Source organism: Microbulbifer sp. CnH-101-G (genome assembly GCF_052466775.1).
This window is the reverse complement of sequence record NZ_CP174292.1, coordinates 443216-465454: the sequence shown is the minus strand read 5'-3', so window position 1 is coordinate 465454 and position 22239 is coordinate 443216. Positions and strand designations below refer to the sequence as shown.

The following is a 22239-nucleotide window of genomic DNA, read 5'->3' as shown; positions in this document are numbered from 1 at the left end:
CTTTTCCGCGCAGACAGAGCAATCGCCAGACTATCCTGAGCCAAAATGCTGCGCCCGCAGTCAGTTAACACAAGGTTTCCCACCCGCATGGACAAAACATACCAGCCCAACGCCATCGAACAGCAGTGGTACAAAACCTGGGAGGAGAACGGCTACTTCAAGCCTTCCGGCGATACAGAAGCCAAGCCCTACTCCATTATGATCCCGCCGCCGAACGTCACCGGCAGCCTGCATATGGGCCATGGTTTCCAGGAGTCCATCATGGACGCCCTGATTCGCTACCACCGCATGCAGGGAGACAACACCCTGTGGCAAGTGGGCACCGACCATGCCGGTATCGCCACCCAGATGGTGGTAGAGCGCCTGCTGGGCGCCGAAGGCGTATCCCGCCACGACCTGGGCCGCGACAAGTTTATTGAGAAAGTCTGGGAGTGGAAGGAAGAGTCCGGCGGCACCATTACCCGCCAGCTGCGCCGCCTGGGCGCCAGCCCCGACTGGTCCCGCGAACGCTTCACCATGGACGACGGCTTCTACAAAGCGGTGCAGGAAGTCTTTATCAAACTCTATGAAGACGGCCTGATTTATCGCGGCAAGCGCCTGGTGAACTGGGACCCGAAATTCCACACTGCGATCTCAGACCTGGAAGTATTAAACGAAGAGAAGCAGGGGCACCTGTGGCACTTCCGCTACCCGCTCTCCGACGGCTCCGGCCACTTGGTCGTTGCCACTACCCGCCCGGAAACCATGCTCGGCGATACCGCCGTAGCCGTACACCCGGAAGACGAGCGCTACCAGCACCTGATTGGCAAGACCATCAAATTGCCCCTGGCGGATCGCGAAATTCCGATTATTGCCGACGAATACGTCGATCGTGAATTCGGCACCGGCTGTGTAAAAATCACCCCGGCCCACGACTTTAACGACTACGAAATGGGCCAGCGCCACAACCTCGAGATGATTAACATCCTCGATGCCGACGCCCACCTGAACGACGCAGTGCCGGAAAAATACCGGGGCATGGAGCGCTTTGCCGCGCGCACCCAGATTGTCGACGACCTGGACGCCCTCGGCCTGCTGGAAAAAGTAGAGCCTCACACCCTCAAGGTGCCCCATGGCGACCGCTCCGGCGCCGTGATCGAGCCCTGGCTCACCGATCAATGGTACGTAAAAACCCAGCCCCTGGCCGATGAGGCCATCGCCGCCGTTGAAGATGGCCGCGTTGAGTTCGTACCGAAAAACTACGAAAACATGTATTTCTCCTGGATGCGCGATATCCAGGACTGGTGTATTTCCCGCCAGCTTTGGTGGGGTCACCGCATCCCCGCCTGGTACGACAACGAAGGCAAAGTCTACGTTGGCCGCAGCGAAGAAGAAGTGCGCGAGAAGCACAACCTGGGCGCCGACATCAGCCTGCGCCAGGACGACGACGTACTCGACACCTGGTTCTCCTCCGGCCTGTGGACCTTCGGCACCCTGGGCTGGCCAGAAGATACCGAAGAACTGAAAGCCTTCCACCCCAGCTCCGTACTGGTCACCGGCTTCGATATTATTTTCTTCTGGGTCGCACGCATGATGATGCTGACCCTTTACTTCAAGAAGGAAGTACCGTTTAACACTGTGTACGTGCACGGCCTGGTGCGCGATAACCACGGCCAGAAGATGTCCAAATCCAAGGGCAACGTGATCGACCCTATCGATCTGATCGACGGTATCGACCTTGAGAGCCTGGTCGCGAAGCGCACCAGCGGCCTGATGCAGCCGCACCTGCGCGAAAAAATTGAAAAGCAAACCCGCAAGGACTTCCCCGAAGGCTTCTCTGCCTTTGGTACCGATGCCCTGCGCTACACCTACTACTCACTGGCATCCACCGGCCGTGACATCAAGTTTGATGTGGGCCGTATTGAAGGCTTCCGCAATTTCTGTAACAAGATCTGGAATGCCTCCCGCTACGTGCTGCAAAACTGCGAAGGGCAGGACTGTGGCCAGGACAACAGCAGCGACTTCGAGCTGACTATCGCCGACCGCTGGATTATTTCCCAACTGCAGCGCACCGAAATTACCGTACGCGAAGCGATGGATACCTACCGCTTCGACCTCGCCTCCCAGGCCCTGTACGACTTTATCTGGAGCGAGTACTGCAGCTGGTACCTGGAATTGTCCAAGCCGGTACTGTGGGATGACAACGCCTCCAACGCAGTGAAGAAAGGCACCCGCCGCACCCTGATCCGCGTACTGGAAACCATTTTGCGTCTGGCTCACCCGCTGATGCCATTTATCACCGAAGAAATCTGGCAGCGCGTAAAAACCCTCGCCGGTTCCAACGGTGACACCATTATGCTGCAGCAGTACCCGGAAGCCGACAGCAGCAAGATAGACGAAGAAGCGGAAGCAGCTGTTGCCTGGTTGAAGCAGGTTATTGAAGGCGTGCGTAATATTCGCGGTGAAATGAATATTTCCCCAGCGAAGAAAATCCCACTGATCCTGCGTGGCGGTTCCAGCCGTGACAAAGAACTGCTGGAGCAAGCCCGCAGCCTGCTGATCAAACTGGCGAGCCTCGAAGAAATCACCTGGCTGGAAAGTGGAGAAGCTGCACCAGCCTCCGCCACTGCCCTGGTAGGCGATATGGAATTGCTGGTACCCATGGCCGGCCTCATCGACGTTAAAGCCGAGAGCGCCCGTCTACAAAAAGAGATTGATAAACTTTCCAAAGAACTCGCACGAGTTGAAGGCAAACTCAACAATCCCAAGTTTGTAGACAAAGCCCCCGAAGCCGTTGTTGCCAAGGAGAAGGACAAGCTTGCAGAAATGAAAGGTGCTCACGAGCGTCTGCAACAGCAACTTGAGGAAATCAGCAACCTTTAATGGTCCTGGTAATCTGCTCCGGTAAAGAGCGGATCTGGTTTAAAAAAGGGGGCCCTGCCCCCTTTTTTAAATCCAACTCTGAATTTTCTTTGATATATCAAAGCCAGAATAAGCTGACTTAAAACAATAGTTATATCTTGAGTACCATCGTACCAAGATTTAGCTGGAAACTATTATATGGAGATTATGTTAGTGGTTAGGAGTTTTAGGAATCTTTCTATTCTGTTAGTACTACTTGTAATGCCTACTTTAACCTGGCTATCAATTGATCAATATCAATATATTCCACTACACCTAGATATTGATGGAGATGTAGAGGAATTAGATATTGCATTGAAAGTAAAGGGAGAAAGTTTTGGTGGGCCGCTAAATCAATATCAAGGCAAATACCAAAAGGCTGCCAAACTCTATATAGATTTTTCAACTGCTCTCACCACTGGGAATATAGACCAAGCACAATCTATAGCTCTTGGTAACTCCGCTTCAGAATTGGAAAATCATAGAAAATTACTACTCGATGGCGCTAAATCTTGGGATGAAACCAATTTAATTTCTATTGTTGAGTATGACCAAAAATATGTTGGTCTTTTGGAGCATAAAATAAAAGGTATCGATTTTAAGCCATTCCGGCTTTTTACCATCGCCAACACCAATGAAGGGCTCAAAGTTGACTTAAGTAGAAAGTTGGACACTATTCAGCAAGAGTTGGTTAACCTCGGTTATTTTTCTAGAAGCTGTTTCATAACTTCTTTAACGTAATTAACATGCATGCAATATAGAAAAAAGCACGATAAGTGGACAAATATCGCTCCCATCTAACAACCAAACGGCGGTAATTTCCCAACCACGCAAAAGTCCGCTCAACTTTCCAACGGCGAGTATACCTTCTGAGCTTTCTACCATCCTGCCTTGAGGCTTTTTTCCTATTTATCCTGTGTGGACAGATAAGGTCGATTCCACGACTCAACAGACTATCTCTAAGAGGATCAGAGTCCGCCGCTTTATCATAAACTAAGCGATGAATCTTTGTATTTTTATACGTAACATCAAGCAATGGATGTAATAACTTTACTTCTGCTGGTGAGGCCGAAGTAATGGTGCCTCCCAGTGGAATACCTTCGCCATCGACCACCACCATCCACTTTGAACCCTTGCCCCGCTTGGTTTTCCCGACTTCGAAGCCCCCTTTTTTGCTGGTGCAAAGCTACCATCAGAAAAGACTTCCTCCCAGTTAAGCAAAGACTGTTGATCCAATAGCTCCAGGAATCTTCTCCATGCATGTAGCCAAGCTCCTTGCTCTTCCCAAAACTGAAGCCTTCTCCAGCATGTACTCGGTGATGGATAGTGTGAAGGAAGATCTTTCCATCGAGCTCCAGAACGCAAAACCCACAGGATGCCTTCAAAACAAGCTCGATTATCAATGGGTTTTGGGCCTCCCTTTCCTCGTTTTAACTCAGGAAGACAAGGTTCGATCAATTTCCATTGATCATTGGTTAACTCTGACTGGAATCGGCTCACTATTGCTGGACTTTTTTTAAGTAATTGCGTGAGAATAACCGATTTCAAGTTATGAAACAGCTTCTAGACAAAAAAACAAACCTCTCCGTTTAGCCGTAGGGAAAAATAGACCTAAGTTAGAACTTCTTTCCTGGCTTCACGGCAGCACGCCAATATCAAGTGACATTTCAATCTTATCCCTTAAGGAAATCACATCCGATCAATTTGACCAAAAAGTAAGCTCTGCTTTTAGATCTAATAAAAAACAATCAATAGAAGAGTTTCTCAAAAAAGTAGAAATTTCAGCTACTTCAAGAAAAAAAATCGACAGCTGGCTCGCAAGATATCAATCAACCACTCAAGATCTGGGTGCAACATCTCTATTTAAATCCCCTGTATTCAATAAAAACACAATTTTAAAAAAATCATTTCGGCTCAACAAGCAATGCCATATTTTGTATTTCTCCACCGATTCTGAAAAGCAACCTCACGGCATTTATATATGCAAATCAAAGAATAAGCCGGCATTAGTCAATGTTTTATCCAGGTCAACGTATAACGCATTTTTCGATAAGCAACTGCATAAATATCAGTCTTTTTCTAGCTAAACTTCTGTGCATATAATCAGTTTCTTACATTTACTGTAATAGGTGCTGTGGATTAGAAGTTCTGGAAAACTATCTTCGGGCTGGCCCCTAAAAGCGTGGTTTCGCCACAACGAGGCCTGTACTGCGCGCGTTAACCCGCCCAGTGGACTGGACGCGCCGCTGCTTCGCGGCGATCCATAATCTCAACCAACGCCATCCCCCAACACCCTCTCCTTTTGCACACGTCTATAAATTTCCTCACGGTGAACGGGTAGAGATTTGGAGGCACGTATGCCTATCTTTACCTGATTACCCTTAACTTCCAACACCGTAATTGAGACGTTCGCTCCAATCCGTAAGTTTTCACCTGTCCGGCGCTTTAAGATCAACATAATTGCTTCCTATGAATACTCAAACCATGCGTAGCCCCCCTTAATGGAAGGATTTGAAAGTAATTGTTAAGGAAGTATCTGGTGGGGCGCGAGAACGGTAGGCATAGAGGTAGAAAAGGCGGACGCAACGCTTCCAGAGCCAGGGAACATGCCCCAAACTGCTGAATGGACTCCACTTTATTGAAGACGAGCGGGTTTCTAGCGTATGATCCATATAGCCATTTTGATAGTCTAGTTATCAATTTGGTTAGCTGGCCCCAGGTGTTCCACCACCTTGGGTCAGCGCCTTTTACTTACTCTTACGTCACGCTACCGTTCTCCTTTGAGGAAATAGTTTTTAGAAAATTCTTGATTCTCTCGAATCTCTTTGAGCATCGGCCTTCAGAAGGCTGTTTAATGGCGACTCAAATATCGATAAATATCCACCGATTTTACGTAGCTTTGACACTAAAACAAACTGAATAAAATCCAATAAGATTATTTTTGTGCCTATATTTTGTGTTACTCAAGCTTTGAAAATTTTGGTTGTGCATAAAAATGGCCGTTAAGCTTGGTACTCTTTACTGCTTTTCAGTTTGGAACCCAGAAGCAATAGTTATCCCTAGAGGCTTTATCTTGCTGTTTTTATGTGCATTCTGTTGCTTTTCTGTGCTTCCTGTTCCAAAGATCAAAAGCAGCAAAATACCAAGGCATAATGCAGTCACAATGTATCCAGTAGAGTAAATTTCCATCATTGTTAGCCAACAATGCTGATTTATTTTTTCTGGCTAGAGAGATTTTCTCCTCTTAGAGTATATTGACTGCTGGTATAATGCGGCTTCTTATGAATACACTGCTAGCAATACACGGATAGTCCGTATAGCTGAATAAGTAAGGATGTAATAATGATAAAACCTGTCATCGATGACAGCTGGGGAAAGAAAGCATGCCGTAAGCTTGTAGAAATAGCTGAAAGCTGGTTTGTTAAGCATATATTTAGACCAATATTTTTTTTACTGCCCCCAATGTTGCTAACTTTCGCCGCAACTCGAAAAGGGCTCCAGCAAGAGATTATCGATTTAGCTGGTCGATCTGTCGGTGCATTCTTAAACAATTCAGCTCTCGTAATTATTATTGGTACATACTTGTATGTGGTTATATTGAAAGCGATATTTGCTGGAATAAAAGATTATTCTAAGCCAGAGAAAGAGTTAGAGGTTGATGATTTAATTGCCTTAATAAAAGCTATTGATATCGTTGTTGGTGATAAAACTAAAAGAATGGGAAATGAAGCCAAATCAATAATAAACAAACCTGATATTTGCCCTAAATCTACATTTAAACAAATAACAAGAGCAGATCAGCAAATACCACTACTAATAGCTGGGTTGCGTAGTGTTTTTGAATATATGGACGAACACCAAGCCATATTTCGAGTCGGATTAATAAGAGTGATTAAGAATAAACCCAATGAATGGTTTTCTTTTGATCCAGCGTCACTCCCGCCAAGAACGCCAGCGAGTAATTTATCAGCACCATCAAGCACCGTAAGTCATGCAATTAAGTCTAGGTCTATCATCATCGTTGAAAATATTCAAAAAGAGCTAAAAAAGAGAGCAAAAAAAGACCGCCGATTCATGAAAGGCAATATTCAAGATAATGAAAATGGTTCTCAGATCTCCTACCCTATAATTCACTCTGCTACAGGTGAAGTAGAATACGTCATTACTATTGCTACAAATCGAGAAGATTGCCTGAAAGATAAATATAAAGAATTATACTCATGGGTGATTAATCATTTTGCAGTTCGTATTACCATGGAACATAGTTTATTACTTATGAAGGAGAAAGCAGCATGAGCCAAAATGAAAATAAACAAAAAAATGAGAATGTTAAGGTTAAATTTGTTTTGGACCAGTCTTCGAGTTCTGCTGCCAAACAATTAAATTCTGAAGAGTTTAAGCAAGTGGTAAAAAATACAGCGAAAAAAATAGCATCTGAGAAACCTGAATAATGTATTACTAATAAGTCGATTTAAGGGACAAAAAATAGTTGGCTTTTACTCCTTCGCCACTAAATTTAGTCAACTATTTTATTGCCTCTTAACGGGGCGTTAGGGCAAAGAGTTACCCACGTTTAGTAGGCACCCTGTATAGGCCTAGCACGGAGGTGCATCATGGGTAAGAAAAGAACTCAGGCGTATACGTAGGGATTCCGTAGAGAAGCAGTTAAGAGAGCGGAAAAGCCTGTTTCTAGGTTCTGGAGAGGTGGCTATACCTCGCGGTAGTTATGGATCTGTACTCTCGACGTATTGTAGGTTGGGCATTTAACTCGCAGATGACCGATGAATTGACACGTCGAGCATTGAAAATGGCTTTAGAGCGACGACTAATAAAGCCTGGACTAATAGTTCACTCTGACAGGGGTGTGCAATATCGATCGCAGAAATACCAGGATCTCTTGTCCGAAAGCAAGTGCAAGCCGAGTATGAGTCGCCAGGCTAACTGTTGGGATAATGCGGCAATGGAATCATTCTTTAGCAGGCTAAAAGTCGAGCTGGTCTATGCCGGAACATTCGTAAGCGAAGAGCAAGCAAAATCTGAGGTGTTTGAATACATTGAGATTTTCACAATAGGGTTCGTAGGCACTCTGCATTGGGCTATGTAAGTCCAGCAGAGTATGAGCGTAAATATATACATAGTTAGAGTGTCTACTTTTTATGGGTAAAACCAACAAGAACAATAAGGTACTACGATGAATGTTGATCTAGCTAGGCTATTGGAAGAGTTTGAAGAGAAAACTAGCGAACATTGTATTTCGTCAAAGATTAATAATGCAACAGAAGACGATCAAAGCCCAGAAGCTATTGCCGAAAGACTTGCATTTGGATTTTGCGAGAATTATTCGGGTAAGCAGAGTAGCTGGGGCACATATTATGGCCCGATGATGGTATGGGTTGGCGACGATGGTAAGCCCTATGAAAGCCCGAGTCTTTCCTTGGTTGACCATGATATGATTGAGTATTGGAAAAACAGATCAAAGAATACAAACAATCCAATAATGAAGGCTCGATATTCAGGGATTGTCTGGGACCTTTCAGAAGCTGCTATTGGTGAAAAACCTAGTTACAGAATTGCCATTGATTATGTAAATGCCCTTCTTGAGGTGACCGATAATGATCTATGCGAACATCCAACTGAAACTATTACAAAAATCACAAGAGCATTTTCAGTCGCTTCCGCTTTAAATAACTCTGAGTTGATAAAAAAGAGCATTGAAAGTGCTATTAAGCTAGAAGACAGAATTGCAGAGGACGATAAGGCTGGGCTATGGGGGTTCAGTTTCGATCTTTTCGTATTAGGTAAATGTCGATATTTGTCTGATATCCAAAAACGGAAGCTAATAGAAGACCTTGAATCTCGACTAGAAAGAGTGTTTAAAGATTGCTCACCTTGGGTTTGTGAGTCAGCAGGTATTCCTCTAGCTACCTATTATCGCAGCAAAGGAATGGATGCTGATGTATCTCGAGTAATTGATATTGTTGGGCGTTGTTTTGAGAATGCATGTGAAGGTTCGGCGGCGATGTTAGCTTCGTCTTGGCTCCAACACGTTCATGACATCTATATCAACTATAACATGAAGAGTAGCGCAGAAAGAGTTTCGAGAAAAATTTCTCAAATAGGCCCGGAAGTTATAGAAAGTATGCAGGAATTTTCTCACAGCACGGAAATTCCCAGAAAAAAACTCGATGCTTATCTGGATTCTATGACAAGTGGTGACCTTGAAACGACCCTCAATAGAATTGCGATACAGTTCATCCCTAAAAAAAACCAGGCTGAGCAACAGGTACTGAAGCTGGCTAGAAAGTATCCGCTAACATATTTGTTTACCAAAACCCTGCAAGATCATAAAGGTAGGCCTGTCGCGACTATTGGTGGAATTGAGGAAGATTTAGAAGGAAACATTATTCAGCAGCTATCTCAGAAAATGAATATCGACTCCTTCTTTCTCAGACATTCATTCAACAAGGCTTCGGAAGTTTACGGGATGAGTTCTGACGAATTGACTAGCTTTATTTTGAGGTCACCGATATTCGAAGAATCCAAAAACAATATTGTACAAAAAGGCGTGAAAGCTTATCTGGATGAAGATTACATGTCCGCAATCCATATTTTGGTTCCCCAAGCTGAAGCAGCTATTAGAACACTAGTTGAATTAATGGGAGGGGCTACTTTAAGAAAAAATAGGCAAGGTGGCCTACAGTTGAGAACATTTGATGACCTACTTAGAGATGAAGGTGTTGAAAATTGTTTTGGCGCAGACACATCTTTCTATTTCAGGATGCTACTCACCGACCAGAGAGGATGGAATATGAGAAATGATGTATGCCATGGAATCAGCCCAGCGGGTGCATTTAATTATTCAACTGCGGACAGAGTCATGCATGTTATGCTTTGCTTATCACAGGTTAGAGAGAGCAATACCTAAATTGGGTAGCCGGTATTTTCTAGCTACGGGCCCCCACACGGTCCATCGTACAGGTTCGCAATGGGCTGTTCCCTACCCGTAATGAATCTCTACCCAAAGATAGTGTCGAACAGCTCTTCATTTGAGTTGAGTTGAGTGTCATGGCACTGCGCTATCTCAACTTTATCCAACCGGGAACATATCGGTAGGCTAGCCCTGTCTTTTAACTCGTGGGTTTTTAGTTCAGGCCTTCATCCTACCCAAGGTATTAATCTAGGCATTTGGCTACTAGGCCATCGGCTGACCTCTGTTTAATCACCTTAGTCACTACTGACCGAGGCGCAGCTGTGTTCCACCATTTTTTTCTGTCCCCGTGATGTTGGCTAGCGGGTTTGCCCTACCTATGAGTTAGCGGCCGCGCTGACAGCTTCACAGCAGCTAGCTAAACAGATCTCCCCAGATAGGAGAATAAACTTTCACTACACATCTGCATCATTGACTCTAACCGCTAGATCACCCGGCTTCGGTGCCCTTGGCCACCTCACCTCCAGGCTAAGCCTTATAGGATGTTTCTGTTCGTCTTTGCTGGCGGTCTCCACCCAACAAGACATCACGGTATTGCAGTTGCCATTCGCTAGTAGTTAGCATTTAATGGAACCCATTAAATGGTGATCTTCCTACAGGGGACTTTCACCCCATTAGTCCACGCCCATGCTTGGCGTACCAAGCAGCAGCACGATCGCCCACAAAACATGCGGACTGGACAGCCCACGCTTCACCTCAGTTGCTCGAGTGTTGGGCATTATGCGGGAAATCTAATACGATGAAGAAAGAAGGGATTTATTATATAAAGCTAAAAAAGCCGTATTTCGACTTATCAAAAGGCGATTTATTGTATATCGGAAAAGGCAATGATGTTGATTCTCGTCTTAAAGCCGAGTTGGGCTTAAAATCCAGCCATGCAACCTTTTTTAGATCTTTAGGCTTATTATTAAAAAAAGAAGTTGCTGAAAATTCTGGTAAGAAAGGCACTGGTTATAATTTTAAGTTTAAAAAACCACATGAAATTGTTAAGTGGATCGAAGAACATATTGAGCATGAAGTAAAGTACTGTAATTGGAGGGAGTTAGAGAAAAAAGAAATATGCAAGCACAAACCTTTGCTTAACATTGTATACAATAAGCAACATTGCCATTCAGAGCTAACAAGCTTAAGAAAACAAGCTCATGAAATTGCCAAAAAGTAAAGTATCGCATAAATCGGGTAGCCGATAGTTTCTAGCTACCGCCCCCTGCGGGTCCGCAATGGGCAATTCCCTATCCGTAATGAATCTCTACCCAAAAGTGAGGCGCTGCCATGTTCTACCACTTTTTTTCTATCTCCGTGATGGTGGGGCTAGCGGGTTGGGCCTACATATGAATCAGCGGCCACGCTGACAGCTTCACAGCAGCAAGCTAAACAGATCTCCCCAGATTTGAACGTGAACTTTCAATACACAACTGTATCATTGGCTCTACCCGCTAGATCACCCGGGTACGGTGACCCTCCTCACCTCGCCTCCAGGCTAAGCTTTATAGGATATTTCTGCTCGTCAGCTCGTAGCTTTACTAGCCGCTTCCTCCCCACAAGACCTCACGGTGTTGCAGTTGCCATTCGCTAGTAGTTAGCATTTAATGGAATCCATTAAATGGAGATCTTTCGACAAAGGACTTTCACCCCATTAGTCCACGCCCATGCTGGGCGTATCAAGCGTAGGCAATCGACCTCAGGCAACTGCCACCTTTTGTGCGGGGGAGCTACACAAAAGATGGCATTTACCTCCGGTGGCTGCTGCCGGCGTTATGGGACCTTACTATCAAGAGTAAATTTATAGAATGATAGATTCAAAAAAATATGTATCTATAGCCATTCAGGAATTAAAGCAGCCTACATTTGAGATTACGAAGCAATATCTTCAAGTTATGGAGGTTGAGCTTGAAAACGAAGTTCCTCGTGTAGCGAGGATTGATTTAGACCATATCAATGACTCTATTGCCGTTTATTTTTTTATAAAGGAAGAGCAATTTTTTATCGTAGTAAACCTTTCTAAAGGGGATACTCCACAAGTGGAGTGGGTATGGATTGAGTCTGGTCACCGGGTATATTTAACAGCTACATCGGAAGCATTGGGATACGATGAGTTGTCGAGCTACCTTCCATATAATTCCCTAACTGGCTGGTCTAAAGGTGATATTGATAAAAGTGGAAAGAGAGTATACAAATTTTCGAGAGTTTCTTACGAGCCGATCGTAAATGAAGCATATGGTCTTGAGGAGAAGCTGCTTAATTTACTTATAGATTTAGAAAGGTCATCAGGGGCGATTCGCAAGTTAGTTGAAAATTCAAAAGCCTACATTTCTATCTGTAGGCATCAATATATAAGCGCAAATGCGGGTATTCACCTGGATCTAGAAATATTACATCGACTCAGCTCGCTAAACTTGGAGCTAGATGTTGATACTTATATAACTGGAAATGAAATCGAGTAGGAGATGCCCCATAAATCGGGTAGCCGGTAGTTTCTAGCTACCGGCCCCCACACCACGCATCGTGCGGGTCCGCAATGGGCGGTTCTCAATCCATAATGAATCTCTACCCAACGATAATGTCGAGTAGCTCTTCACTTTAGTTGAATGTCATGGCAGTGTGCCACCTCAACTTTATCCAACTGGAAACATATCGCTAAGCTAGCCCTGTCCTTTAACCCGTGGATTTTGGGTTCAGGCCTTCACCCTGTCCAAGGTATTAACCTTGGCATTAGGCTACTATGCCGTCGGCTGACTTCTGTTTAATCACCTTGCCCATCCTTGACCGAGGTGCTGTTATGTCCCACCACTTTTGTCTATCCCCACAATGATGGCTAGCGGGTTGTACCTACTTATGAGCCAACGACCACGTTAACAACATCACAGCAGCAAGCTAAACAGATCCCCCCAGATAAGATCGTGAACTTTCACTACACAACTGCATCATTGACTATACCCATTAGATCACCCGGCTTCGTTGACCTTCCCCACCTCGCCTCCAGGCTGAGCCTTATAGGATGTATCTGTTCGTAAGCTCGTAGTTTTGCTAGCAGCTTCCTCCCCACAAGACCTCACAGTATTGCAGTTGCCATTCGCTAGTAGTTAGCATTTAATGGAACCCATTAAATGGTGATCTTCCTACAAGGGACTTTCACCCCAATTAGTCTACGCCCATGTTGGGCGTAGCAAGCAGCAGCAATCGCTCCCGTTGGCCACTAGGACAACCAAAATACTGCGCTTATTTGTCTATCCCTGTGTGGGGCGTTAACTTGTACGGAAGTTAAATTGACAAAAGGAATTGGAATGCAAGTTTCGCATCTAGAAACAATCAATAAATATGAGAAGTTGGGCTCTCAAGCTAGAGACGTGGCATCCAGAAACTTACCAAGGCACCTCCTCGGAAAAATCACGTTAGAGGCAATAGATCACAAAGCTCTTGCTGCTTTCAAATCAATAGATTTGAATCAAGAACGCTCTGTGAGCTGGAATTGGAATTTTTCTAGCCGGTACAAAATTTTCTATCCAAAGGCGTTTGACCTTTCTGTTTGGCACGGAAGTACTTTGTGCTCATTAACTCTCGGTCGACCGACCTACAGAGGCACAGCTATACGTTTGGATTTTATTGAGCGTTTCAACAAGCATGTTTTGTTCGCAAACGATATGTTTCCTGTTTCATTATTGGCCTATGAAGCGTATGCGCGTCTAATCGGCGCGACTCAAATTAGAGTAATGGATCCACTCAACGATAAATTGGTGAAATATTATTCATCTCACGGTGGATTTTCACTATGTCCTGGTAAGCAAGGCGTACCACATTATTTGGTAAAAGATCTATGAAAAATAGTGATGAATTAAAGAAAATTGAAGAAGAATTAAAGAAATCCTCAGAAGATCTCTTTAAGCCTCGCCCTAAAGACATCGAAGATGAGTTGAGTAAAAAAGATACATTCGGTTCTCCAGATAATCTGGTGGAACGGGGCGACGAGGAAGAATAAACTAAATCGGGTAACCGGTAGTTTCTAGCTACCGGCCCTCACACCACCCATCATGCGGGTTCGCAATGGGCGGTTCCCTATCAGTAATGAATCTCTACCCAACGATAGTGTCGATCAGCTCTTGAGCTGAGTGTCATGGCAGTGTGCCACCTCAACTTTATCCGCCTGGAAACATATCAGTAAGCTAGCCCAGTCTTTTTAACTAATGGATTTAGGTTCAGGCATTCACCCTGTCCAAGGTATTAATCTTGGCATTTGGCTACTATACCGTCGGCTGACTTCTGTTTAATCACATTAGTCATTACTGACCGAGGCGCTGCTATGTCCCACCACTTTTTTCTATCTCCGCGATGGTAGCTAACGGGTTGGGCATACTTATGAGTCAGCGGCCACGCTAACAGCTTCACAGCAGCAAGCTAAACAGATCTCCCCAGAAAAGAACGTGATCTTTCACTACACAACAATGCCATTTACTCTACCCGTTAGATCACCCGGCTTCGGTGTCCTTGGCCACCTCGCCTCCAGGCTAAGCCTTATAAGGTGTTTCTGTTCGTCAGCTCGTAGTGTTGCTAACGGCTTCCTCCCCACAAGACCTCACGGTATTGCAGTTGCCATTCGCTAGCAGTTAGCATTTAATGGAACCCATTAAATGGTGACACTCCTACAGGGGACTTTCACCCCATTAGTCCACGTCCATGCTGGTCGTACCAAGACAAAGCTGCGCCAGTGTTTGAAATGTTAAGCTTCAGGGAAATCGCAATATGAATATAGTTCGTTTATTTTCAATATTGATAATAGCCCTGCTATTTTCAAGCTGCGCAAATATTGATATGCATATCCCGGATCATGAAAAATCCGGGATTAAATCTTCAGAGATTATTATCTTGCCAGTTTCAGAAAACATTGGGCTTCAAATTTTTGGAAGTAGAGCAACAGGTATGGGGGCAATTGTAGATCTTGCAGCAGAGCTTAGCCTAAACTCCCGCTTAAAGAATTCAGACGAACCAATCTCAGAATTACACACTCTTTTAGAAGGCGGTAGATCAAGAGAATCTATAGCTTTTTCTATTTCAGAGAATCTTAAGGGTATGGAGTGGCTACAAAACGCTAATATATCAATAAGAAAAGATATTGAAGGCTTTAATTTAAATAATGATGCCCAAGAAACAAAATCCGAGGTAATCATTGTTATTTCTCCTAAACATCAATTATCACCGTGGTTAGATATGATTGAGACAAGAACAAAAATTCAGTTTTTCTATTCAAACAATATCGAAAAACCTTTTTACTCTACCCTTGCAATAACGCAGTCAAAGATTATTGATATGGCCTGGTTAAATAAAGGGGCTTCATTTCAGTCAAATAACAAGCCACTTGAGTCGTCAATTGAGTACTGGAAAAAGGATAATGCACAAAGTCTTCAACAATTAATTAATGTAGAGCTTGAGGAAGCGTCACGATTAATCTCTATCTGTATTGAAGAAGCTGTTTTTCCCAACGATGATGACCGAAAGCTTATCAGAGTAGAGCATGAAAATTTAGCCGGCCAAGGTTGGGAGTTTAGTTTGGATGGTTATTCGCTGTCACGCTATTCAACAGAGGAACGTGAGATTATCCGGCGAATTCCTCAACCAATGCAATATCCAGCTCATGCAATAAATGCGATATTCTCATTGCCAAGAGATCAAAAGCTTCAGAATATCAATAACAGGCATTAAATTGTGAACAAAAGCCTAAATCGGGTAGCCGGTAGTTTCTAACCACCGGCCCCCACACCACCCATCATGTGGGTCCGCAATGGGCGGTTCCCTACCCACAATGAATCTCTACCCAACGATAGTGTCGAGCAGGTCTTCTCTTGAGTAGAGTATCATGGCAGTGCGATACTTCCGAGTCAGCGGCCACGCCGACAACTTCACAGCAGTAAGCTAAACTGATCTCCCCAGATAAGAACGTGAACTTTCGCTACCTAACTGCATCATTGACTCTACCCGTTAGATCACCCAGCTTCAGTGCCCCTGGCCACCTCACCTCCAGGTTAAGCCTTATAGGATGCTCTGTTCGTCAGCTCATATTTTGCTAGCGGCTTCCTCCCCACAAGACCTCGCGGTCTTACAGTTGCCATTCGCTAGTAGTTAGCATTTAATGGAACCCATTAAACGGTGATCTTCCTACAGGGAACTTTCATCCCTATTAGTTCACGCCCATGCTCGCGGCATTAAACATAGAGTATTGATTGAAGAATGAGTAAAGAACAACCAAATAATCCGCTACATGGTATTACTCTTGAGAAAGTTGTTACACGTTTGCAGGTGCATTATGGCTGGGATGGATTGGCAGATAGGATTAATATCAATTGCTTTAAGAGCGACCCATCAATTAAATCTTCGCTCAAGTTTTTACGCAAAACCCAGTGGGCGCGCGATAAAGTCGAGAGTCTGTATATCTCAACTTTTGAAAATAAATCTCCGTGGGCTAATCGTAAATAAGCACTATTTGGTAACCACATAGATATAGCAATGATTAGGTAGGGACAGGCGCATAAATCGGGTAGCCGCTAGTTGTTAGCTACCGGCCCCCACACCACCCATCGTGCCAGTCCGCAATGGCCGGCTCCCTATCCGTTGAATCCCTACCCAACGATAGTATCGAGCAGCTCTTCCTTTGAGTAGAGTATCATGGCAGTACGCTACTTCTGAGTCAGCGGCCACGCTGGCAGCTTCACAGCAGCAAGTTAAACTGATCTCCCCAGAGTAAGAACGTGACCTTTCACTGCACAGCTGCACCATTGACTCTTCCTATTAGATCACCCGGTTTCGGTGCCCTCGGCCCCTCGCCTCCAGGCTAAGCCTTATAGGATGTTTCTGTTCGTCAGCTCGTAGTTTTACTAGCCGCTCCCTCCCCATAAGACCTCACGGTATTGTAGTTGCCATTCGCTAATAGTTAGCATTTAATGGCACCCATTAAACGGTGATTTTCCTACAGGGGACTTTCACCCCATCAGTTCACGCCATGCTGGGCGTGCTAAATTTAGGCAAGTGGACAAATTTACCAACCACAATAAGTTGTTATTATGCAGCCTTTTAATACTCAATTTACCTTATCTAGAGATTACCTTGCCGAATGCTATGATCAGTCTCTACCCTATGGGAAAAATGTCAAGCCCAATTATCTTCTTCCTACATTATTATTATCTACTGGTGCGGGATTGCTGTTATTTACTGAGCAACCTAAGATCGCAAGTTACACCTTAATTGCATTAGGCGTACTGGAACTGATTCACATTCGATTTCGACGAGCTTGGTGGTTAGCACGGCAAATGCTTGGGAGAAGTGCCGGTAGTGAAGTGAAATTAACAATAGATAAGGATGGAATCCAGACACAGAATCCTTATACGATAACAGCTCTGTCGTGGGCAGATATCGAGCATATTATTGAAACTGATTTAGGGCTTATTTTGGTGGCTAAATCTGGGGGGCAGCAGTACTTGTCTAAATCGTTATTACCTGCTGAATTAATTAATGAGATAGTTACCAAGATTAGGGGTAAACATTGATTTAAATAAAAATTAAAATCGTGCCTACAATGCAGCTAATACAATAAATAACAAGTTGCCCAAACGCGACAACCCTACGGGGGGAGGCTTCTAAAGGCACCCAACGTCAAAGCTGCCGCTTCGCTCTGGTTTTGCCACAGGTGCTTTAGGCATTAGAAGTAAGGAGTTTCAAATGAGGGCCATTTTATTAATAACCACTCTTTTTCTTGGTGCTTGCGAAGTATCCACTTCAAAGAATTATAATATTCAAGTTGAAGGAGGCCAGAATCATGAGGAGAACCTCAAGGCCGCCCCTGTCATAGCTAATCTTGTTTAGAATGGTAATTTACGTCATCAAATTCAAAAAGAAGTTGTAGAGCTCCAGGGTCAAGATTTAAGTAATCTTTTAGGTCTTCGCTACCAAAATATGTCTTTTAGTTCTGGTGAAAAAGGTGTTTTTATTCAATGCATATTTAAATCTTCATTCAATGACGAGGTGGGCGATAAAGTAATTGAGATTTGTAGGAAAGAAGTGGAAGCTCAAATTACTGACTACTTCACTACTAATAAGTCAAATCAATAAGACACAGCTGTCGCCTCGCCCGGCGTTTGAGACGTTATAATTTGACCAATGACACAATTTATTAAAACCCAAGACTTGGATAAATCTGCAGAACTCACTCTTGCCAACATGCAGGAGTACTATGACATGTATGGCGTTGACTGGACTTTATCAAATGTACGCAGTGCAATTGAAAATCTTGAGAACTATGATGTAGTGAACGCTGATGGAGTTATTGGGGTTGTTCGACTCTCATTCGAAAACAATCGCTGTCAACTGCGAGATATTCAAGTTGTATCTACTCAACAGAACAAAGGGTTAGGCGCTTTAATTATCTCTAAGGTAATCGAGCTTGCAAGGCAAAAACAACTAAGGTTCATTGATCTACGAGTATTTAAACGTAGTCCAGCATATAGACTTTATGGTTGCCTAGGGTTTGTTATAGAAAGCGAAGATGATAAATTTTATCAAATGACGTTTACAGTCATATAAATCGGGTAGTCGGTAGTTTCTAGTTATCGGCCCCCAAACCACCCATCGAAGATGGTCTGCAATTATGTGCTTAATGCACCAGCTAATGCCCTATATCACCGAGGCAATCTGGCAGCGCGCAAAAACTCGAACTGGCCCATAGGGCGAAACCATTATGCTGCATTACTACCCAGCACCCAGCACCCAGCACCCAGCACCCAGCACCCAGCACCCAGCACCCAGCACCCAGCACCCAGCGTCGACAATATCGATGAAGAAGCGGAGGCGGCTATCACCTGGCTGGAAGACAATGAATCAACAACCTTTAAGGTGGTCATTTTTTGTTGCTAATAAAAGGGGGCTCTACCCCCTTATTGATCATTATTTCATTACCCCCCCCCCCGACTCCCTTCTAAATATCGCCTCTTCACTCATTTATTTGTCCATTGATCCTTTTAAAAATTTCCATTTTTGGAATCAATGTGAAGACTTTTATTCAGTGTCGTTAATTCTTACAGAATGCCAACTAATAAAAACTAAAAGCGTAAGAAGTAAACGTTCCTTAGTGGCACTGGCGCAATCTACAGCTAGGCCTTATAAACAGTGAACGGCCAGATAAGGTTTTGGTTTTAAAAAACGCCCATTGAAACAGATGCCAATTCAAGAATAAAAGTCCATTGTCCAATTCGCTTTCATCAACAAGGAAAGCGCCCATCAAATATTATTGATCTAGTATTTTCGCGGCAGTACTAATAATCAATTCGGGCGGGGCCCAATAGAAAACGGGGAGAAAGAAGTTGAACTATCCAGAGCAGCTTAACCCGGAAGTATGGCCGCTGGTCGTTTATTGCCTCGCCGTACTCGCATTAATCGTACTTATGCTCAGTCTCTCCTACTTTCTTGGGCAAAAGAGAAGAGACCCCGCAACCGATGAACCCTTTGAGTCCGGCATTATTTCCCAGGGCAGCGCTCGGCTGAGAATATCTGTTGCCTACTATCTGGTTGCCATTTTATTCATCGTGTTCGATCTGGAAGCGGTCTATCTCTTTAGCTGGTCAGTTGCCTTCTATGAAACCGGATTACTCGGCTTTATCGAAGCCACCATATTTATCGTCATCCTACTAGTGGGATTGATCTACCTATGGCGCCTTGGCGCCTTGGAGTGGGGAGGAGAGCAGAAAAGCCTGATCAATCGCAAAAACCATCAATAAAGAAAAGCTGGAAAGACCATGCGCTGGAAGTTGAGTAAAGCCGACGATGTCATTGCCTCCGACTCACGTAAGACAGATAGCGTAGAGATGGAGGAAGACCTGCAAAAGAATGTCCTACTCGCCAAGTTGGAAGAGTTGGTTGCCTGGGGGCGCTCTAATTCACTTTGGCCATTTAACTTTGGCCTCTCCTGCTGTTATGTGGAAATGGCCACCGCATTTACCAGTCGACACGATATTTCCCGATTCGGCGCGGAAGTGATTCGTGCAACGCCAAGGCAAGCCGATCTTATCGTTATTTCCGGCACCGTATTCTTAAAAATGGCACCAGTGGTTCAGCGTCTTTATGAACAAATGATCGAACCTCGCTGGGTAATTTCCATGGGCTCCTGTGCCAATTCTGGAGGCATGTACGATATTTATAGCGTGGTGCAGGGGGTCGACAAATTTTTGCCCGTCGATGTATACGTACCCGGCTGCCCTCCTCGCCCAGAAGCCTTACTGCAAGGGCTTACCCTGTTACAAAAGTCCGTCGCCGCCGAGCGTAGAAACTTTAGTTGGGTAGTGGATGAACAGGGAACAAGAAAAGTAGCCAAACCGAGCCAGAGAGATTTACACCGAGAAGCACGTATGCGCACAGAACTATTGCGCTCTCCAGATACGGTTTAACAAAGCTTTAGGCGCACCAAGAAAAATAACAGTGGGACTTCCATGACAGGCGTTATAGCAAAAAGTATTCACAGCGAGACTGCCTATAGCAAGGAGGCTGAATTATTTCTGCGCGACCTCGACCTGGAATATCACTTACACAATTACTGGTTACAGCCTCACTGTGACGATATGCCCACCCTATGGGTAGATACCCAGTCCCTGACTCCACTATTGCAATTCCTTAAACACAGTATTTCTCGCCCCTTTGCCATGCTCTACGATCTCAGCGCGATAGATGAGCGATTGCGGGTAAATCGTGGAGAGGGACCTGAAAAGCAGCCCGCCAGTGATTTCACCCTGGTCTATCAGTTGCTCTCTTTCACTAGAAATTTATTTATCCGCATTAAGGTCGCACTGGCCGAATCCAAGCTTTCAGCACCATCGATTTCAAGTGTTTGGCAGAACGCCAACTGGTATGAACGGGAAGTCTGGGATCTCTTTGGCATCAATTTTGAAGGGCATCCTCACTTACGACGAATAATGATGCCCACCACCTGGAAAGGGCACCCCCTCCGTAAAGATCATCATGCGCGCGCCACAGAAGTCGACCCTTTCAGTCTCTCTGAAGAAAAAGAACGCAAGGAGCAAGAGGCACTATTGTTCCGCCCTGAAGACTGGGGTATGGCCCGCGCCAATGAAGACTCGGAGTTTATGTTTCTAAACTTGGGGCCCAACCACCCTAGCGTGCACGGTGTATTTCGTATCGCCCTGCAACTCGATGGCGAACAAATAGTAGATGCGGTGCCGGATATTGGATACCACCATCGCGGCGCGGAAAAGATGGCGGAACGTCAGGCCTGGCACACCTATGTGCCCTATACAGACCGCATCGATTACCTGGGTGGCGTTATGAATAACCTGCCCTATGTATTGGCCCTTGAGCAACTCGCCGGTATACAAGTTCCCGAACGTGCCCAGGTGATTCGAGTGATGATGTGCGAGTTTTTTCGTATTTCTAGCCATTTGGTATTTTTCGGAACTTTTGCGCAAGACGTCGGGCAAATGTCGCCTGTCTTTTACATGTTTATCGACCGGGAAAAACTCTTTGGGATTGTCGAAGCTATCACCGGTGGGCGAATGCATCCGGCCTGGTTTCGTATCGGCGGTGTAGCCCAGGACCTGCCGGAGGGCTGGGATAAAATGGTTCGGGAATTCCTCGACTATATGCCCGAACGCTTGCGCGATTACGACGGCATGGTAATCAAGAACAAACTGTTACAAAAACGCACTCGAGGAATCGGTGTCTACAATACCGCTGAGGCAATGGAGTGGGGAGTTACAGGCCCAGGCCTACGTGCAACCGGGCTTGAGTGGGATTTACGCAAAAAGCGTCCTTACAGTGGCTATGACCAATTTGAGTTCGATATTCCCAGCTATGATGGTGGTGACTGTTTTGATCGATGCCGTGTACGGGTGGATGAGATGTGGCAGAGCCTGCGCATCATTCGCCAGTGCCTGGAGAATATGCCGGCAGGCCCTTATAAATCCGATCATCCATTGACGACGCCGCCGCGAAAGGGGCGCACTATGCAGGATATCGAAACGCTCATTCAACACTTTGTCAATAACAGTTGGGGGCCGGTAATGCCAGCTGGTGAGGTGTGTTTCCCTATTGAAGCCACCAAAGGTCTCAACAGCTATCAAATTATCAGCGATGGGGGCACAACATCATATCGCACTAGAATACGCACCCCCTCATTCCCACACTTACAAATGATCCCTCTGATGTCGCGGGGATTACTAATTGCAGATCTAATCGCAATTATTGCCAGTATTGACTTTGTTATGGCGGATGTGGATCGATAACAACAAATAATCACTCTTAGATTTGGGAGGGGATATTTATGCATTTCGCAGTCCGATGTCCTCTTGCCGCAATAACATCCGGCGGCAACGGCATCTTCTAGA

At 45.0% G+C, this 22239-nt stretch carries 20 protein-coding genes and 1 pseudogene; 18 read left to right on the top strand and 3 right to left on the bottom strand.

The annotated features are described in order from the left end of the window. Window positions 1–87 precede the first annotated feature (87 nt). Together ACJJID_RS02215 and ACJJID_RS02210 are read left to right on the top strand one after the other, a co-directional pair. The gene (locus ACJJID_RS02215) at window positions 88–2862 is read left to right on the top strand and encodes a valine--tRNA ligase (RefSeq protein WP_444921299.1); all 2775 of its coding nucleotides are present in this window, start codon (window positions 88–90) and stop codon (window positions 2860–2862) included. Window positions 2863–3039: 177 nt separating this feature from the next. Next, the gene (locus ACJJID_RS02210) at window positions 3040–3621 is read left to right on the top strand and encodes a hypothetical protein (RefSeq protein ID WP_444921298.1); all 582 of its coding nucleotides are present in this window, start codon (window positions 3040–3042) and stop codon (window positions 3619–3621) included. Here the strand turns inward: ACJJID_RS02210 and ACJJID_RS02205 are convergent. The 3 genes and pseudogenes from ACJJID_RS02205 to csrA all read right to left on the bottom strand — a co-directional run. Beyond that, window positions 3602–4018, bottom strand: a pseudogene (locus ACJJID_RS02205) (transposase); the annotation flags it as partial. The gene ACJJID_RS02210 and the pseudogene ACJJID_RS02205 sit on opposite strands and share 20 nt — an antisense overlap. After that, window positions 3931–4380 (bottom strand): transposase, encoded by a 450-nt coding sequence (locus ACJJID_RS02200; protein WP_444922596.1) that lies wholly within the window; start codon window positions 4378–4380, stop codon window positions 3931–3933. The gene ACJJID_RS02200 and the pseudogene ACJJID_RS02205, both read right to left, overlap by 88 nt. Before the next feature lie 769 nt (window positions 4381–5149). After that, window positions 5150–5338 carry a carbon storage regulator CsrA gene (gene csrA / locus ACJJID_RS02195; RefSeq protein ID WP_444921297.1) on the bottom strand — a complete coding sequence of 63 codons (189 nt, stop codon included), beginning with the start codon at window positions 5336–5338 and terminating at the stop codon, window positions 5150–5152. Window positions 5339–6222: 884 nt separating this feature from the next. Here csrA and ACJJID_RS02190 point away from each other — a divergent pair. The 16 genes from ACJJID_RS02190 (at window position 6223) to nuoC (ending at window position 22137) form a co-directional block, all read left to right on the top strand. Beyond that, on the top strand, window positions 6223–7176 hold the full coding sequence (locus ACJJID_RS02190) for a hypothetical protein (RefSeq protein WP_444921296.1): 954 nt from the start codon (window positions 6223–6225) through the stop codon (window positions 7174–7176). Further along, window positions 7173–7331, top strand: coding sequence for a hypothetical protein (locus tag ACJJID_RS02185; RefSeq protein WP_444921295.1), 159 nt, complete (start codon window positions 7173–7175; stop codon window positions 7329–7331). Before ACJJID_RS02190 ends, ACJJID_RS02185 begins: the two co-directional genes overlap by 4 nt. Before the next feature lie 245 nt (window positions 7332–7576). After that, a complete protein-coding gene (locus ACJJID_RS02180) occupies window positions 7577–7984 on the top strand; it encodes an IS3 family transposase (RefSeq protein ID WP_444922595.1) in 408 nt (135 codons plus the stop codon). 87 nt (window positions 7985–8071) lie between these two features. After that, a complete protein-coding gene (locus ACJJID_RS02175; protein ID WP_444921294.1) occupies window positions 8072–9805 on the top strand; it encodes a DUF4209 domain-containing protein in 1734 nt (577 codons plus the stop codon). Between the two features lie 802 nt (window positions 9806–10607). Beyond that, window positions 10608–11030, top strand: a complete 423-nt coding sequence (locus tag ACJJID_RS02170; protein WP_444921293.1) for a GIY-YIG nuclease family protein — start codon at window positions 10608–10610, stop codon at window positions 11028–11030. Between the two features lie 628 nt (window positions 11031–11658). Next, window positions 11659–12312 carry a DUF4279 domain-containing protein gene (locus ACJJID_RS02165; protein ID WP_444921292.1) on the top strand — a complete coding sequence of 218 codons (654 nt, stop codon included), beginning with the start codon at window positions 11659–11661 and terminating at the stop codon, window positions 12310–12312. Window positions 12313–13134: 822 nt separating this feature from the next. Further along, the gene (locus ACJJID_RS02160) at window positions 13135–13686 is read left to right on the top strand and encodes a hypothetical protein (RefSeq protein WP_444921291.1); all 552 of its coding nucleotides are present in this window, start codon (window positions 13135–13137) and stop codon (window positions 13684–13686) included. After that, window positions 13683–13844, top strand: a complete 162-nt coding sequence (locus ACJJID_RS02155; protein WP_444921290.1) for a hypothetical protein — start codon at window positions 13683–13685, stop codon at window positions 13842–13844. Before ACJJID_RS02160 ends, ACJJID_RS02155 begins: the two co-directional genes overlap by 4 nt. Before the next feature lie 761 nt (window positions 13845–14605). After that, window positions 14606–15562 (top strand): hypothetical protein, encoded by a 957-nt coding sequence (locus tag ACJJID_RS02150; RefSeq protein WP_444921289.1) that lies wholly within the window; start codon window positions 14606–14608, stop codon window positions 15560–15562. Window positions 15563–16087: 525 nt separating this feature from the next. After that, window positions 16088–16333: a VF530 family protein gene (locus ACJJID_RS02145; RefSeq protein ID WP_444921288.1), complete on the top strand. Its 246-nt coding sequence runs from the start codon at window positions 16088–16090 to the stop codon at window positions 16331–16333. Window positions 16334–16917: 584 nt separating this feature from the next. Beyond that, complete coding sequence (locus ACJJID_RS02140) at window positions 16918–17400, top strand: YcxB family protein (protein WP_444921287.1); 483 nt, start codon at window positions 16918–16920, stop codon at window positions 17398–17400. Window positions 17401–18010: 610 nt separating this feature from the next. Beyond that, window positions 18011–18433, top strand: a complete 423-nt coding sequence (locus ACJJID_RS02135) for a GNAT family N-acetyltransferase (protein ID WP_444921286.1) — start codon at window positions 18011–18013, stop codon at window positions 18431–18433. Window positions 18434–18499: 66 nt separating this feature from the next. Next, window positions 18500–18763, top strand: coding sequence for a hypothetical protein (locus tag ACJJID_RS02130; protein WP_444921285.1), 264 nt, complete (start codon window positions 18500–18502; stop codon window positions 18761–18763). A 446-nt stretch (window positions 18764–19209) separates the two neighbouring features. Then, a complete protein-coding gene (gene ndhC / locus ACJJID_RS02125; protein ID WP_152451996.1) occupies window positions 19210–19623 on the top strand; it encodes an NADH-quinone oxidoreductase subunit A in 414 nt (137 codons plus the stop codon). Between the two features lie 18 nt (window positions 19624–19641). Beyond that, window positions 19642–20289: a NuoB/complex I 20 kDa subunit family protein gene (locus ACJJID_RS02120; protein ID WP_444921284.1), complete on the top strand. Its 648-nt coding sequence runs from the start codon at window positions 19642–19644 to the stop codon at window positions 20287–20289. Between the two features lie 42 nt (window positions 20290–20331). Then, window positions 20332–22137, top strand: coding sequence for an NADH-quinone oxidoreductase subunit C/D (nuoC, locus tag ACJJID_RS02115; RefSeq protein WP_444921283.1), 1806 nt, complete (start codon window positions 20332–20334; stop codon window positions 22135–22137). Window positions 22138–22239 lie beyond the last annotated feature (102 nt).